At 62.5% G+C, this 15,797-nt stretch carries 13 protein-coding genes; 10 read left to right on the top strand and 3 right to left on the bottom strand.

Features of this window, described 5'->3' with window-relative positions; genetic code table 11:
• Window positions 1-70 precede the first annotated feature (70 nt).
• Window positions 71-913 (bottom strand): SDR family NAD(P)-dependent oxidoreductase, encoded by an 843-nt coding sequence (locus GDH07_RS10040; RefSeq protein ID WP_152897416.1) that lies wholly within the window; start codon window positions 911-913, stop codon window positions 71-73.
• Window positions 914-1,083: 170 nt separating this feature from the next.
• Between GDH07_RS10040 and GDH07_RS10035 the strand changes: the two genes are divergently transcribed.
• A complete protein-coding gene (locus GDH07_RS10035) occupies window positions 1,084-2,094 on the top strand; it encodes an AraC family transcriptional regulator (protein ID WP_152897415.1) in 1,011 nt (336 codons plus the stop codon).
• 285 nt (window positions 2,095-2,379) lie between these two features.
• Window positions 2,380-3,258: a beta-1,6-N-acetylglucosaminyltransferase gene (locus GDH07_RS10030; RefSeq protein WP_152897414.1), complete on the top strand. Its 879-nt coding sequence runs from the start codon at window positions 2,380-2,382 to the stop codon at window positions 3,256-3,258.
• Between the two features lie 294 nt (window positions 3,259-3,552).
• On the opposite strand, the gene GDH07_RS10025 is transcribed toward GDH07_RS10030, so the two are convergent.
• Together GDH07_RS10025 and GDH07_RS10020 are read right to left on the bottom strand one after the other, a co-directional pair.
• Window positions 3,553-4,683 carry an amidohydrolase family protein gene (locus GDH07_RS10025; protein ID WP_152897413.1) on the bottom strand — a complete coding sequence of 377 codons (1,131 nt, stop codon included), beginning with the start codon at window positions 4,681-4,683 and terminating at the stop codon, window positions 3,553-3,555.
• Window positions 4,684-4,783: 100 nt separating this feature from the next.
• A complete protein-coding gene (locus GDH07_RS10020; protein ID WP_152897412.1) occupies window positions 4,784-5,854 on the bottom strand; it encodes an amidohydrolase family protein in 1,071 nt (356 codons plus the stop codon).
• A gap of 294 nt (window positions 5,855-6,148) precedes the next feature.
• On the opposite strand from GDH07_RS10020, the gene GDH07_RS10015 reads away from it, so the two are divergent.
• From GDH07_RS10015 to GDH07_RS09980, 8 genes are all read left to right on the top strand, one after another.
• Window positions 6,149-6,757 (top strand): TetR/AcrR family transcriptional regulator, encoded by a 609-nt coding sequence (locus GDH07_RS10015; RefSeq protein WP_022639186.1) that lies wholly within the window; start codon window positions 6,149-6,151, stop codon window positions 6,755-6,757.
• Between the two features lie 244 nt (window positions 6,758-7,001).
• Window positions 7,002-8,858: a DUF1302 domain-containing protein gene (locus GDH07_RS10010; RefSeq protein ID WP_152897410.1), complete on the top strand. Its 1,857-nt coding sequence runs from the start codon at window positions 7,002-7,004 to the stop codon at window positions 8,856-8,858.
• 14 nt (window positions 8,859-8,872) lie between these two features.
• The gene (locus GDH07_RS10005; protein WP_152897409.1) at window positions 8,873-10,237 is read left to right on the top strand and encodes a DUF1329 domain-containing protein; all 1,365 of its coding nucleotides are present in this window, start codon (window positions 8,873-8,875) and stop codon (window positions 10,235-10,237) included.
• Between the two features lie 184 nt (window positions 10,238-10,421).
• Window positions 10,422-11,291, top strand: a complete 870-nt coding sequence (locus GDH07_RS10000) for an alpha/beta fold hydrolase (protein WP_053130856.1) — start codon at window positions 10,422-10,424, stop codon at window positions 11,289-11,291.
• Between the two features lie 15 nt (window positions 11,292-11,306).
• The gene (locus tag GDH07_RS09995; protein ID WP_152897408.1) at window positions 11,307-12,302 is read left to right on the top strand and encodes a VOC family protein; all 996 of its coding nucleotides are present in this window, start codon (window positions 11,307-11,309) and stop codon (window positions 12,300-12,302) included.
• A complete protein-coding gene (mhpA, locus tag GDH07_RS09990) occupies window positions 12,299-14,038 on the top strand; it encodes a bifunctional 3-(3-hydroxy-phenyl)propionate/3-hydroxycinnamic acid hydroxylase MhpA (RefSeq protein WP_152897407.1) in 1,740 nt (579 codons plus the stop codon). The genes GDH07_RS09995 and mhpA overlap by 4 nt, the downstream gene beginning before the upstream one ends.
• Window positions 14,035-14,826 carry a 2-keto-4-pentenoate hydratase gene (locus GDH07_RS09985; protein WP_152897406.1) on the top strand — a complete coding sequence of 264 codons (792 nt, stop codon included), beginning with the start codon at window positions 14,035-14,037 and terminating at the stop codon, window positions 14,824-14,826. Before mhpA ends, GDH07_RS09985 begins: the two co-directional genes overlap by 4 nt.
• Before the next feature lie 22 nt (window positions 14,827-14,848).
• Window positions 14,849-15,790 carry an acetaldehyde dehydrogenase (acetylating) gene (locus GDH07_RS09980; RefSeq protein ID WP_152897405.1) on the top strand — a complete coding sequence of 314 codons (942 nt, stop codon included), beginning with the start codon at window positions 14,849-14,851 and terminating at the stop codon, window positions 15,788-15,790.
• The last annotated feature ends 7 nt before the right edge of the window (window positions 15,791-15,797 follow it).

Raw genomic sequence — 15,797 nt, 5'->3', positions numbered from 1 at the left:
CTATCCGCCGGGCCGCTTATCAGTTCACGCCAACAACACAGTGGGCTGCGAAGCAGCAGGCACGTGGGGGTTAGCCTGCCTCCTGGGGATTGGCCTGCTCTCTAACAGCCTTGGCGACGCGGTCAGTGTCGAAGCCAATGCGCTCGATAATCCGCCGTAGCAGTCCGGGGGCCTTGGCCACCAGGCTGTTGCTACCCGGCACGGTGTCCGTGTCGCGCCGGCGCTCGATGCAATCGACCAGCGCCGCGACCACCTGCTCCAACGCCACGAATTTCCAGAGCCCCTGGTGGTTGTTCCAGACCAGCGCACTGCAAGGCCCCTGAAGCGCGGCATCCATCATGGGTGTCATGAAGAACGTTGGGTGAAGAGACCCGACCCCTACCCGCAACTGCGCCAACTCCAGGCGAATGCTGTCGCACATGGCCCAGACGCCAGCCTTGCTGGCGCAGTAATGGGAGTTCAGCGGCGAATGCACGAAGGCAGCCATGGACGAGACGGCCAACAAGTAACCCTGGCGTTTCTTCACATGGGGAAGCGCCGCGCGGAAGGTCCGCCACACGCCGTTGAGGTTGATATCGATAGTCCGCTCGAAAACCTCCGGGCTCATGGACTCCATGCTTTCCTGGGTAGCCACGCCGGCGGCCGCCACCACCACGTCGACTCCCCCGAAGTGCTGCGCAACGGCCGCCAGGGCCGTTTCCAGGCTATCCAGCGAGCGCACGTCAGCGACCCAGCCCGCCACCTCATCGGGCTTACCCAAGGTCGCGGCCTGTTTATCCAGGACCTCAAGATCCAGGTCGAGCAACGCCAGCTTGGCCCCCCTGCCCCGCAGCGCCTGGGCCGCGGCTCTACCCAGTCCTCCTGTGGCGCCGGTGATGGCGATCACGCGGCCTTTGAGGTCGTAGTTGTTCATGGCAGCACCTTCAGCAAGTCTCGGGGAGGGGGTGGGCAAGCACTCTGTTCAGCAGCGCATCGCGCTCGAAGCAGCGTGTATGGGCATTCTTGACCACTGCCCAAAGAACGGCTTGACGCTACCCGTCGCACGGCTTGACACTTTGCGCCAAACAACAATCGAGAGCTCGCATGAGCCAGCCACTGCACCGGCGCGTGGTTCCAGAAACCTACGTGCAACTGCTTTACGACTACCTGAAAGCCCACGGACACGATCCGGTTTCAGTGCTCGAAGAACCTTGGCCGCAGCCGGATCCGAACGGCGCCGGAGGAGTCGACGTCGAGCACTGGGAACATATGCTGGCCATGGCTGCGCGGCAGCTGGGCGATCCGCTGCTGGGCATCCACCTGGGCCGGACGATCAGCGCCCGACACTTTGGAGTGCTCGGTTCGGTGCTCCTGGCCTGCAACACCCTCGAGGCGGCCCTGGCGCGCCTGGAGCGTTATCTGCGCCTGGTGTTCGATGTCCTGCCGATGTATCGCCGTGAAGGACGGGGCTGGGTGGAAATCGTCTGGGACACCAGCGAGTACCAGCCCGGCCCCTTGGTCAATGAAACGGGAATCGTGGCGATGGTCCAGTTCTGCCGCGACCTGGTCGTTGGCGCGGTCGATCCGATCCAGATCGACTTCAATCATCAAGGTCCCACTGACCCTGGCCCTTATGAAGAGTTCTTTGGCTGCCCCGTGCGTTTTGCCCAGGCGCAAGCGGTGATGCGCTTTGCCCCGGATGTGCTGGCGATGCCGCTGAAAAGCCCTGACCCGGCGCTGATCACATTGCTGGAACAGCATGCGGACCGGCTCCTGGCACAACTGCCACAGCAGGATGAGATGGTGGAGCAGGTACGCAAGACCATTTCCAGGGAGCTGCACGAGGGTGAACCAAGCATCGAGCGAATCGGGGCCCGGCTTCGTCTCTCCCCGCGGACCCTGCAACGGCGCCTGCAAGAGACCGGCACCACTTTTCGCGGCGAACTGAACCTGGTCCGTCATGAACTGGCCTTGTCATACCTGCGCGACCCGCGCCTGCAGATCGTCGATATCGCCATGCTCCTGGGGTATTCGGAGCACAGCGCCTTCACCCGGGCATTCAAGGAGTGGAGTGGGCAAACGCCGCTTGAAGCCCGGCAGAACCAGCGCTCCTAGGAAGAATGCCGGCCCCAGGCACCTCACAACTCCAGTGCCATGGCAATGGATTGGACGCTAATCCATCAGGCCCTTGGCCCATCGAGCCCGCCCTGCTGACGCGGGAGTAACTCTTGGGAGGGATTTGTAGCAATCGCTGTTGGCTGATAGGCATGAACTTCACTGCAATGTTATTATTCCCACCAATTGAACTCGGCAACTTCGACACGAAGCAAAACTTCTTCAGCCAGTGCCAATAAACATATCAACGGCTCGCACAAGACCTAAAGCGCCAGTTAGAAGACAATGAAAAAAGTTATCGCCATAACCTGCCACCAGGTTACAAACCCCCTGATACACACCGTAAACTATTTTTCACTATCCGGTGAAAACACCATTCTCATCCACGTCGACAGAAAAGCGAACATCAGTGATTTTGAATTCCTGAGAAAGAAAAATGTAATTCTGATCGAAGACAGATCAAACATTAAGTGGGGAGGATTCTCCCAGATCAAATCAACATTGAGCCTGATGAAACACTCAAAGGAATACGAGTACGATTATTTTTTCCTACTCTCTGGCGATGACATTCCGATAAAAACAGAAACTCAATTAGATACCTTTCTCTCAGAGAACAGCGGATATAACTTCATCCACTACCAGGATGAAAGGACAACGTATGTCGACCCTCACCAAAGGGTGAAATACCGTTATACCAAGCATTTTTTCAGCCGGAAAAAAGACATCGCATCCAGGTCCATAAGGCTGATTCACAAGATCACAAAGAATGTCTTGTTCAAAAACAAGAGCTACTCCAAGAATCTGAAAAACCTTCCCCCCATGTATAAGGGCACCAACTGGTTTGGCCTGACAGCCAATTCGGTTGAATACATACTGGAGTTCCTGAGCAAGAGCCCTTGGTACACGGACATATTCAAAAGATCCATCTGTGCTGATGAAGTTTTCTTTCACACCATTTTAAAGACCAGTGAAGAAAACAAATCCTACGCAAACAGCGACTTCCCAAGCAACGCCCTCAGGTATATTGACTGGCTGCGCGGACCAGAGTACCCAAGAGTTCTCGATAGCTCGGATACGGACAACATAAAAAATAGCAATATGTTTTTTGCCCGCAAGATATCCAAGGACGCGGATCCTGAATTCATGATGTCTTTCATCAAGTGATCATCTGGCAAAAAAACTGCAGCTAATTCCCTTGCTTGGCAGGACTGGGTTGCTTTCCCTTTCTGGGCCCGACCTTTCGCCTGGCCCTCCTTGTCGCCGCTGATTTCCACAGCGGCGCACCACCAGGGTCGGATGGACACCTGCTCGACCGAGCCCTCGAGGCCAAGGAAACCTATCGGCGAATCAGGGGGCTCGCCAGCCGGATACCTCACTCCATCGGGCGTGCTCCGGCTTGACCGTTCTCGCGGTCGACTCCAGTACCTGCGGCGCCATCACGATCATGGGCGCGCTCGGTCACTCCCTCAGCTTCTGGGCAATCGTGCGCAATGGCGCAAGTACCTGGCGCCTGGCGCCGGCAAGGAGCGATTCCTGCTCGAAGATGGGCAACGGGCCAACTCGCTCATTGGGCTGTTTGTAGCCGGGGAACAAACCCAGGGCGTTGCCACGTTCGACACCGACAGCCGCACCGGCGCTCCAGAAGCCAGAGGCGACCAGCTCCTGGACCTGCGCGCGGCTACGGGCGCCCGAGGCGAAGGGGCTGTCGGTGCCGAACAGCAACCGATCCGGCTCGAACAGCTCGCGCAATGTGGCCATGGCCGGACGCGATAGCGAGGTGGCGGTATCCAGGTAGAAGCGCCTCAGGTAGGTCAGAACGCCCTGAGGGGCGGTGTCGCCGTACTCGATCATGGTGTTCGCCAGCGATACCCGCCAGGCGACATAGGGCAGGAAGCCTCCGACATGGGCGAGGATCCAGCGGATCCTGGGGAAACGCTCCATGGTGCCCGACAGGATCAGGTTCAACCCCGCTCGCGTAACATCGCAGGGGTATTCGACCACGCTCAATGGCGTGCCCAGGCCGAGAGCATCCTTGGCCGGCACATTGGGGTGGACGAAGACGACCGCACTGCGCTGGTTCAGTTCGTGCATCAGCTCCTCGAACAGCGGATCGCCGAGGAATTTCCCCTCGTTGCTGGCCATCAGCACCACGCCATCGGCGCGCAGGATATCCAGCGCGTGGATGGCCTCGGCGCAAGCCAGCTCGGTGTAGGGCAATGGCAGGTGCGCGAAGAACCCGACCCGCCCCTTGTAACGCTGGGCCAGGGCACGGGAGAACTCGTTGCTGCCGCGGGAAAAAGCGGCCAGTTCAGTTGCGGCCAGCTGGATGCCAGGCAGTACTTCAGAGGTGATGGCCGTCTGCACGCCCTCCTCCTCCATGGACGCCATGAACGACTCGGGCGACCAATCGGGCAGCTCCTGCCCGGCCAGCGACCGGGTGTTGTGACGGGCCAGAACGCCGCGCAAAGCTGGAGACCGGGTATGACGGTGAATGTCGATGCTGCCCCCCCGTGCGACGGCAGTGCCGGTCGCCTCGCCTGCAACAGGGTCGAGGCGCCCCAGCGGTTTGTTCTCCGATGTGTTGTTCATGTGCGAGGCCAACTCCCTGCCCCCACGAGCGCGTCAGCACCCACGACCAACGTAAGACCTTTCATGACCACCTCATGTGCTTATAGATAAACCCTGGAAATCAACGATCTCGCATGGACTCGGCGAGGCCGGACATCGGCCTGGTCATTGCCCGCCGCAGCCGCTCCGCCAGGGACTCGTCCTTGAAGATCGCAGAGGCCGTGACCACCTCATCAGGCCGGCGGTACTGCGGGAACAGCTCGAGCGCATGGCCCCGGGCAATGCCGTATTTGGTCGGTTCGGCAAATACGTCGGACTTATCCAGGGTGCGGCATTGCAGGGCCGAGGCCGGGGCCGGGGCAAACGGAAAGTCGCTGCCGAACAGGATGTGCGAAGGGTCCACCAGCTCCTTCAAGGCCACCATGGAGTAGCGTGACGGCGACAGCGCGGTATCGAAGTAGAAGCGCTCGATATAGTGCTGCACGCCTTGGGGCACATGGCGCTGCAGATCGCCGAGGTCCACCGCGCTCAAGCGCCCGGCCACGAACGGCAGGAAGCCGCCGGCATGGGCCAGGATCCAGCGGGTACGGGGATACTTCTCCTGGGTCCCGGTGAGGATCAGGTTGACGGCGGCTCGGGTGGTGTCACAGAGAAACTCGATGAGAAAGCCCGGCATGTCCAGGGCGATGTCGATGCTGGTCGCATGCAGGTTGGGATGCACGAAGACCACCGCCCGGCGGCGATCCAGCTCGCTCATCAACTCATCGAACAGCGGGTCGCCAAGGAAATGGCCGTCGGTACTGCCCAGCAGCACCACCCCATCGGCCTTGAGCACGTCCAGGGCGTAGATGGCTTCGCTGCAAGCGTGTGCCGTGAAGGGCATGGGCAGCACCGCGAAGAAGCCGAACCGGCCCGGATAGCGGGCCATCATCCCCGCGCAGAACTCATTGCAACGCCTGGCCAGGTCGACGGCCTGGGCCGGGCCATCACCGAAGTGCACGCCCGGAGCGGAGAGCGAGGCAATCGCCGTTTGAATGCCGTTGGCATCCATCACGGCAATGGACTTTTCCGGCGTCCACTTGGGCAGCAGGGCCCCGGCGACCTTCTGGATACCCTTGGCTTGCATGGTGGCGACGAAGGCAGGGGGAATGACATGGTGATGGACGTCTATGCGCCCTTGCTGGATAGCCATGAGGGTTACCTTGGCGAACATGGAGTTAGAGTCGAATGGCGACTCACCACTAACACAACCGCTTAATGATGATCACCACTGTTCACACAGATCAAGAATTATTCATCAGCGAGATGCACTTCATTCGCCAACCACACTCTCTAAAAATCGATAACTCGTTGAAAAACATTGAGTAAATTCCTTGATCCGGTTTTTTAGAGGACATACGGGGAAAAAATAGGCGGTGCGTCAGTTGATTTAACGTGAACAGCAGTGTTCACTAGCGAGCATTCAACGTTGCGAAGGCCTGAATCCGTGAGCATCATCCAAAAGCGTATCCATGACGCCGCCCTGCAGCTGTTCGCCCAGAAGGAACTGGCTGACATCAACGTCAGCGAACTGGCCCAGAAGGCCGGGTTGGCGCGCAACACGGTGTACAAGAACCTCGACTCCATCGACTCGCTGTTCGAGACGGTCGCCACCAAACTCGCATCCGAGATGAACGAACGCGTTGGCAGGAGCGCAGCCCCCGGGCTGGATCCGGCGCAACGCCTGTCCAATGGCATTCGCTTCTACATCCGCCGGGCCCACGAGGAACGCCACTGGGGCAGCTTCCTGGTGCGCTACGGAGCCTCCCATGCCTCGCTGCAGGCCTTGTGGGATGGCCCACCGGTAAGGGACATCCTCGAAGGGCTCGCCAGCCAGCGCTACAGCTTCCGCCAGGAGCAGCTCTTGTCGGTCATTGGCGTGGCCGCCGGCTCGGTGCTGCTGGCCATCAGCCTCGTCCTGCAAGGGCACAAGACCTGGCGCGACGCCGGCGCCGATACCGCCGAGTTCGTGCTGCGTGCCCTGGGCGTTCCGGCGGATGCCGCCCGGGAATTCGCCACGGCACCACTTCCGGAGCTTCCCCCCCTGGAAGACTGATCGACCTGGTTCTGCAAAGCGCACCACGTGATGCGCAGGAGGAGCTTATTGCCTTAAAAAAAGTGCACGGACAGGCCAGGCCAACCGACCGCACCTGCTGATCAGCCGCCCGCCAGTACCCTGGGGGCAAATCCATCACCCCGAAGAATACGGACTTCATCGAACTCTCGATGACCTGTACGGGTCGGCTCGTCCCGCAAAAAGAGCCTGCGTCGCAAAACAAGAACAACAAGAGGTAGTGAAGATGCTCAAGCACCCCCTAAGGCGGGCAATCCGGCTCGCCAGTGTCATCAGCCTTGCAACCCTGGGTTGCGCCCAAGCCCAGGCCGTGAGCTTTGCGATCGGCGAAATCGATGGCCAGCTGGACTCCACCCTCTCCGTCGGCGCCAGCTGGGCGTTGCGCAACCCGGACCCCGACCTTTTGGGCAGCAGCATCACCGACGACGGCCGGCGCAACTTCAAGAAGGGCGAGACCTTCTCCAAGCTCTTCAAGGGCATCCACGACCTGCAGCTCAGCCATGGCGATACCGGCGTGTTCCTGCGCGGCAAGTACTGGTACGACTTCGAGCTCAAGGACGAGAGCCGCCCGTTCAAGGATATCGACGACCACGGGCGCAAGCCCGGCGCCCAGTCCAGCGGCGTGCAATTGCTCGATGCCTTCGTCTATCACAGCTACACCATCGGCGACCTGCCGGGCACCGTGCGCCTGGGCAAGCAGGTGGTGAACTGGGGCGAGAGCACCTTCATCCAGGGCGGCATCAACAGCATCAACCCGGTGGATTTCGCCGCGTTGCGCCGCCCTGGTTCCGAGATCAAGGAAGGCCTGATCCCGGTCAACATGTTCTACCTGTCGCAGAACCTCACGGACAACCTGAGCACCGAGCTGTTCTACCAGCTGGCCTGGGACCAGAGCGTGATCGACAACTGCGGCACGTTCTTCGCCGTCAACGATGCGCTGCCCGACGGTTGCACCGGCCTGACCGCCGGCCCCGCGCTGAATCAGAACGCCCTGGCCCAGGCTGCGTTGTCGCCTTTGGGCATCGACCTGACCAGTGAGGGCATCCGCGTGCCACGGGGGCACGACAACGATCCGCGCAACGACGGGCAATGGGGCGCGGCACTGCGCTGGTTCGCCCCGGAGCTGAACAGCGAGTTCGCCGCCTACTTCATGAACTACCACAGCCGCATGGCCTACATCAGCGGCGTCACCAGCCCGCACATGGCCGACCGGGGCTTCGCCGGCCCGATCTGCGCCAACCTCGGCATCGGCAATCCGGCCGTGTGCAATGCGCTCCTTGGCAGTCCCCTGGGCCAAGCGGCGGCCCAGGCCTACAGGCTGGGTACCTCGCAGTACCTCGCCGACTACCCGGAAGATATCCAGCTGTACGGCCTGAGCTTCAGCACCAGCTTGCCCACCGGCACCATTCTCTCCGGCGAGCTCAGCTACCGGCCGAACATGCCGATCCAGATCAACTCGGCCGACATCATCGCCGCCACCTTCGGCGACCCCAGCGCGTCACCGGTGCTGTCCTCGGGTTACCTACCCATTGCCAACAGCAGCTCGATCAAGGGTTACCAGCGCAAGGAGCTGACCCAGGCCCAGGTCAGCGCCACGCACTTCTTCGACCAGGTCATGGGGGCCGACCGCCTGACCCTGATCGGCGAGGTCGGGGTGACCCACGTCAGCGGCATGGGGGGCAGCGGACTGCGCTATGGGCGCAATCCCACCTTCGGCATGGGCGAGCTGGCCGACAACAGCATCTGCACCAGCCAGATCAACACCAAGACCCCGCAGTACTGCACGAATGACGGCTACACCACCAGCACCTCCTGGGGCTATCGGGCGCGGGCGATCTGGGAATACAGCAACGTGTTCGACGGTGTCGATCTCAAGCCCAGCCTGGCCTGGTCCCACGACGTCAAGGGCTACGGGCCGGAGCCTGGCTTCAACGAAGGCGCCAAGGCCATCAGCCTGGGCCTGGACGCCGTCTACCTCAATACCTACACCGCCAGCCTCACCTACACCGACTTCTTTGGCGGCAACTACAACGCGATGACCGATCGCGACTATGCCGCCCTGAGTTTCGCCGTATCGTTCTAAGTGGAGTTACCAAGATGAATAACAAAATACTCTCTACCTGCTCACTCGCCCTTGCCTGCAGTTTCAGCACCCTCCCCGCCCTGGCGGCGGTCAGTCCCGAGCAGGCCCAACAGCTGGGCTCCAGCCTGACCCCCACTGGTGCGCAAATGCAGGGCAACGCCGATGGCAGCATCCCGGCCTGGACCGGTGGCCTGCCCAAGAGCGCGGGAACCCTCAGCCGCGAAGGCTTCCTCAGCGACCCATTCGCCAATGAACAGCCGCTGTTCACCATCACCGCGCAGAACATGGCCCAGTACCAGGACAAGCTGAGCCCGGGCCAGCAGGCGATGCTCAAGCGCTATGCCACCTACCGGATACCGGTCTACCCCAGCCATCGCACGGCCAGCCTGCCTGATGCGGTCTACCGGGATGCCAAGGACAATGCGACCAAGACCAGGCTGGTCGAAGGCGGCAACGGCCTGTCCGAGTTCGCCACGTCCATTCCCTTCCCGATCCCGCAGGATGGCCTGCAAGTGCTGTGGAACCACATCACCCGCTACCGCGGCGGCAGCGCCAAGCGCACCCACGTGCAGGCCACACCCCTGGCCAGCGGCACCTTCGTGCCGGTGTACTTCAAGCAACAGTTCACCTTTCGCGACCGGATCAAGGATTTCAATCCGGCCGATCCGGGCAACGTGCTGTTCTACTACAAGCAGCTGATCACCGCGCCAGCACGCCAGGCCGGGGATGTGGTGCTGGTGCACGAGACCCTGAACCAGGTGAAGGACCCCCGCATGGCCTGGATCTACAACGCCGGACAGCGGCGGGTGCGGCGCGCGCCGCAAATTTCCTACGACGGCCCCTACCCGGCTTCCGAGGGGCAGCGGGTGTCCGATAACCTGGACATGTACAACGGCGCACCCGACCGCTACGACTGGAAGCTGGTGGGCAAGCGCGAGATCTATATCCCCTACAACAGCTTCAAGCTGGACTCGCCGAAGCTCAAGTACAGCGACATCGTCCAGGCCGGCCACCTGAACCCGGCCCACACCCGCTATGAGTTGCACCGCGTCTGGCAGGTCGAGGGCACCCTCAAGCAGGGCGAGCGGCATATCTACGCCAAGCGGGTGTTCTTCATTGACGAGGACTCCTGGCAGATCGTCCTGGCCGATCACTACGACTCCCACGGCATGCTGTGGCGCACCGCCGAAGGCCACCTGACTCCGTTGTACGACGTGCAGGTGCCCTGGCTCGGCGTCGAGGTCCTGTACGACCTGATCAATGGCCGCTACATCGTCTCCGGCATGCGCAACGAGGAAAAGGAACCGATCGAGTTCGGCTTCTCCTCGCTGTCCTCCGAGTACACCCCGGCGGCCCTGCGCAACGAAGGCATTCGGTGATTCCAGCCTTCTAGGCCCAGGGGGACGCCCCCAGATCCCCGCCGCATGACCACGCGGCTTGCGCAGGACGCCATGCTCGCGTCCTGCGCAAGATCACCACAACCACATAATGAACACTTGTGTTCATTAATGAGCAAATATAGATTCAACAGGACAAAAACAATCAGGTATTTCTGGAGAGCACATGAACGACATCGCAGCCATTCCAGGTCTTACATCCCGCCACGTCAGGGTTGGCCGACGGCAAATCTTCCTCAGCGAGGTGGGCCAGGGCCATCCCCTGCTGATGCTGCACGGCGGCGGAGCGGGCGCCTCCGGAATGTCCAATTACTCGCGCAACATCGAAGCACTGGCCAAGCAGTTTCGCGTACTGGTGGTAGACATGCCGGGCTATGGGCAATCGACCAAGGGCCTGGACCGCAGCGACTGCTTCGGCGACCTGGCCCAGAGCATGCTCGGCCTGCTCGACGCATTGCAGATCAAGTCCGCGCACCTGGCCGGCAACTCCCTCGGCGGCTCCTGCGCGCTGCGCATGGCCCTGGAAGCACCAACCCGGGTCTCGGCCCTGGTGTTGATGGGCCCGGGCGGCATCAACACCACCCGTAGCCTGCCCACCAAAGGGCTGAACCACCTGCTCGACTACTACAACGGCGCGGGCCCGACGCTGGAGAAGATCACCCGCTTCATCCGCGAAGACCTCGTCTACGACAGCAGCCTGGTGACCGACGCCATGATCGCCGAGCGCTATCGCGCCAGCACCGACCCTGAAGTGGTCGCCGCGCCCCCTCTGCGCCGCCCTACAGGCCTGAAGGCCGCAGTGCGCATGGACCTGACCCGCGATCCGCGGCTCGACCGCTGCCAGGTCCCGACCCTGGTGCTGTGGGGCACGGAGGACAAGGTCAATCGTCCCAGCGGCGGCCAGACCTTGTGCAAGCGCATGCCCAACTGCGACCTGTACCTGTTCAGCAAGACCGGGCACTGGGTGCAGTGGGAACGTGCCAGCGAATTCAACGCCGTCACCGCCAGCTTCCTCGCCTGCCACAACCCGGCCTGAAGACAAGGAATACCTATGAAACAGGACATCTTCGGCGCCAGCAGCATGGGTTATGCGGTCATCGAGTCGAGCCGGCTGGATCGCTGGCAGGCGCTGCTGCAAGGCGGCATCGGCCTGCACCTTGCCCATGCGGACAGCCAGCTCCTGGCGTTTCGCATGGACCAGCACCAGCGCCGCATCATCGTCAAGCACGGCCCCGCGGAAGACTTCGCCGCCATTGGCTGGCAGTTGCACGACCAGGACACCCTGCACATCGTGCTGCAGCGCCTGAGGGCCCGCGGTATCGCCATCCACGAAAGCACTGCGGCCCAGGCGGCAGAACGCGGTGTGGCGCGCTTCTGGCGAGTGCTTGGCCCCAAGCGCATGGCCATCGAGCTGTTCGTCGAGCCACTGACCACACAAGAACCCCTGAGCATGCTCAGCGAGGGTTTCATTACCGGTGAATCCGGCATGGGCCACCTGGCGATCACCAGTCGTCGCGGCAAGGACATGCGCCGCTTCTGGCAGGAAATATTCGATGCCCGCCAGAGCGACAGCGTCGTCGAGCATCTGGCTGGCGTAACGCTGGACATCGAGTTCTTTCGCGTCAACCCGCGCCATCACTCGATCGCCATCGCCCAGGTACGGGGCCTGGCGCTCGACCCGATCCGCACCAAGGCCCAGCACATGAACCTTCTGACCACCTCGGTCGCCGCCCTGACCGACGCCTTCCTGCGTTGCCGCAAGCTGGGCTTCGAGATGGCCCATGAAATCGGCGAACACCCCAACGACCGCGAGCAGTCGTTCTACGTCCTCACGCCTTCGGGTTTCGAGCTGGAGCTGGGCTGGAACGCCCTGGAAGTCGACGAGGCCGATTGGCAGGTCACCACCTACAAGGGCATCAGCCTCTGGGGCCACAAGCCACAGAAGCCAGGCACCTGGAACAAGCTCAAGACCAACCTGGGCAACTTCGGCCAAGGCCTGCGTTCGCTGCGCCACGCCGAGTATTCCCCGCTGCAGGAGCAGCCATGAACACTACTGAAATCTTCGACGTCGTCATCGCCGGCCTCGGTCCGACCGGAGCCACCCTCGCCCACTTGCTCGGCAAGCGCGGCCTCTCGGTGCTGGTGCTGGAGCGTGAGCCGGTGTTCTACGGCAATGCGCGCGCGGTCTACACCGATGATGAATGCATGCGGGTAATGCAAGCCGCGGGGGTAGCCAAGGACCTGGCCAGCGATATGCAGATCGACACCCCGGCCCAGTGGACCTTCCCCGATGGACGAGTGATCGGCCGCTACTGGCAGCTCAAGCGCAGCTTCGGCTGGCCGGTGATCAACTTCCTCTACCAGCCCTGGCTGGAAACCAAGCTCAGCGACCTGCTGGCCAATCATCCGACGGTAAGGGTCGAACGCGGTCGCGAACTGGTGGACTTCAAGCAGGACGGCGCGCTGGTCACCCTCACCCACCAGGCCACGCAGAACTGCCGCTTCGGCGATGGTGACGGCAGCCGCGTCGACCTGGATATCGACCTGGCGCCGATCACCCTCAAGGCGCGCTACCTGGTGGGCGCGGACGGTGGGCGCAGCACCGTGCGTGAGCAACTGGGCATCGGCATGGACGGCAAGAACTTCCCCGAACCCTGGCTGGTGGTCGATCTGGAAATGAAGGAAGGGGAAGATGCGCTGCGCCACATCCCGTACTTCAACTTCATCTGCGACCCGGACTCCCCGGTCGTCAGCTGCCCGCAGCCCGGGCGCTTCCATCGCTTCGAATTCATGCTGATGCCCGGCCAGACCAAGGAGTACATGGAGGACCCGGCCACCGTGCGCAAGCTGCTGAGCCGGTACGTGAACCCGGACCAGTTCGAGGTCAAGCGCAAGCTGGTCTACACCTTCAACGCCCTGGTCGCGCGCGAGTGGCGCAAGGGTCGCGTACTGCTGGCAGGCGATGCCGCGCACATGACTCCACAGTTCATGGGCCAAGGCATGAGTTCCGGAGTGCGCGACGCCTACAACCTGGCGTGGAAGCTAGAGGCGGTACTGCGTGGCAAGGCTGCGGACAAGCTGCTCGACACCTATGGCACCGAGCGCTACCACCATGCCAAGGCGATGATCGACATCTCGGTGCGGATGAAGGACTTCGTGTCCATGTCCAACCCATTCAAGACGGCGCTGCGCAACTTTGCGGTCCGGGCCCTGAATGTCACGCCGGTACTGGGCAAGTGGCTGCGCGAGGGTGGCTTCAAGCCCACCCCGACCTACAAGCCCGGCTCCTACCTGGGGTTGCCCAGGGATGGTTGGCGCGGGGTCGCCGGGAAGCTGATGCCCCAGCCGCAGGTCCGCACCTTCAAGGGCAAGCGCGTACATCTCGACGAAGTGCTGGGCGAAGGCTTCTCCCTGCTGGGCCTGGAGAACAATCCGCGCGTGGCGCTATCGGCCGAGTCCGAGCAACTGCTGGCGGCGCTGGATACCCGCTACGTCACGCTCTACCCCTTCGGTGGGCGCCCCCAGGGCATGGCCGTGCAGCGTTTCAGTCCGGCCGGCCTGGTCGAGGTCGAGGAACCCGATGAGGCGCTGGTGCGCTGGTTCAAGCGTGCAGGACGCGGTCGCGACCTGGTGGCCGTGATACGCCCGGACAAGTTCGTCTTCGCCCTGGTACCCGCCGCGCAACTGGACAGCGTCCTGGCCGAACTCCGGCACCAGCTGGGCTGGCAGCCGAACCTGGCCAACGAACAGCCTCTTGTCGCCCCCCTGAGGAAAAGCGCATGAACCACGACGCCTTGAACGACCTCGACCAGGCGGCTGCAGCATTGAACCAGGCCCGACAACGGCGCGAGCCCTGCCCGCAGATCTCGGCGACCTTCGGCATCACCACCCTGGCCGATGCCTACGCGGTCCAGGAAATCAACACCCGGCGCGCCCTGGACCAGGGCCGGCGACTGGTCGGGCGCAAGATCGGCCTGACCTCCGCGGCGGTACAGCAACAGTTGGGCGTGAACCAACCGGACTTCGGCATGCTGTTCGCCGACATGGAGATCAGCGACGGCGCGGGCATCGATTGCAGTCGTCTGATCCAGCCCAAGGCCGAAGGGGAAATCGCCTTCGTCCTCGGGCGCGACCTGCCCCATGCCGACACCACGCTGGCCGAGCTGATGCATGCGGTGGAATACCTGCTGCCGGCCATCGAGATCGTCGATTCCGCCATCGTCGACTGGCGGATCACCTTGGCCGACACCGTGGCGGACAACGCTTCATCCGCCCTCTACGTACTGGGCAAGCAAGCCACCCGGCTGTCGGCGCTGGACCTGCGCCTGGAAGGCATGTTGCTGGAGAAGAATCGCAGCCAGGCCGCCATCGGCATCGGCGCCGCCTGCCTGGGCAACCCGCTGGATGCCTGCCTGTGGCTGGCTCGCACCATGGCCGAGTCCGGCCGTCCATTGCTGGCCGGCGATGTGCTGCTCTCGGGCGCGCTAGGCCCCATGACCCCAGTCGTCCCGGGCGATCACCTGCATCTGCGCCTGACTCGCCTGGGCGAAGTCAGCTGCCATTTCTACTGAGCCGCACGCCTGGAGAATCAGAATGACTACCAAGAAACTCAAAGTCGCCATCGTCGGTTCCGGCAATATCGGCACCGACCTGATGATCAAGCTGATGCGAAACGCACAACACCTGGAAATGGCCGCCATGGTCGGCATCGACCCGGCCTCCGACGGCCTGGCCCGAGCCCAGCGGCTGGGAGTCGCCACGACCCATGGGGGCATCGAGGGGCTGAGCCGCCTGCCGGTGTTCAACGAGATCGATTTCGTCTTCGATGCCACCAGCGCCAGCACCCATGTGCGCAATGCCGGCTTCCTGCGTGGACTGAAGCCAGGCATCCGCCTGATCGACCTGACGCCAGCGGCCATCGGCCCGTACTGCGTGCCGGTGGTCAACCTGGAGCAGCACTTGCAGGCGACCAACGTCAACATGGTCACCTGCGGCGGCCAGGCCACCATCCCGATGGTCGCAGCGGTGTCGCGGGTCGCCAAGGTGCATTACGCCGAGATCATCGCTTCCATCGCCAGCAAGTCCGCAGGCCCCGGTACCCGCGCCAATATCGACGAGTTCACCGAGACCACCAGCAAGGCCATCGAGGTGATCGGCGGCGCAGCCAAGGGCAAGGCGATCATCATCATGAACCCCGCCGAGCCGCCGATGGTGATGCGCGATACGGTGTTCGTGCTGTCCGAGGAAGCCGACCGAACCCGAGTCGAAGCCAGCATCGAGCAGATGGCCGCCGCCGTGCGGGCCTACGTGCCCGGCTACCGGCTCAAGCAGAGGGTGCAGTTCGACCTCATCGCGCCATCCGCCCCGCTGAATATCCCCGGCCATGGCCAGTTCAGCGGACTCAAGACCTCGGTGTTCCTCGAGGTCGAAGGCGCTGCCCACTACCTGCCGGCCTACGCCGGCAACCTCGACATCATGACCTCCGCCGCGCTGGCCACGGCCGAGCGCATGGCCCAATCGATGCTCAACGGCTGAGGAGCGA

Source organism: Pseudomonas piscis, from assembly GCF_009380155.1.
GTDB classification, from domain to species: Bacteria; Pseudomonadota; Gammaproteobacteria; order Pseudomonadales; family Pseudomonadaceae; genus Aquipseudomonas; species Aquipseudomonas piscis.
The sequence above is the reverse complement of the archived record's forward strand: the minus strand, read 5'-3'. Positions and strand labels throughout refer to the sequence as shown.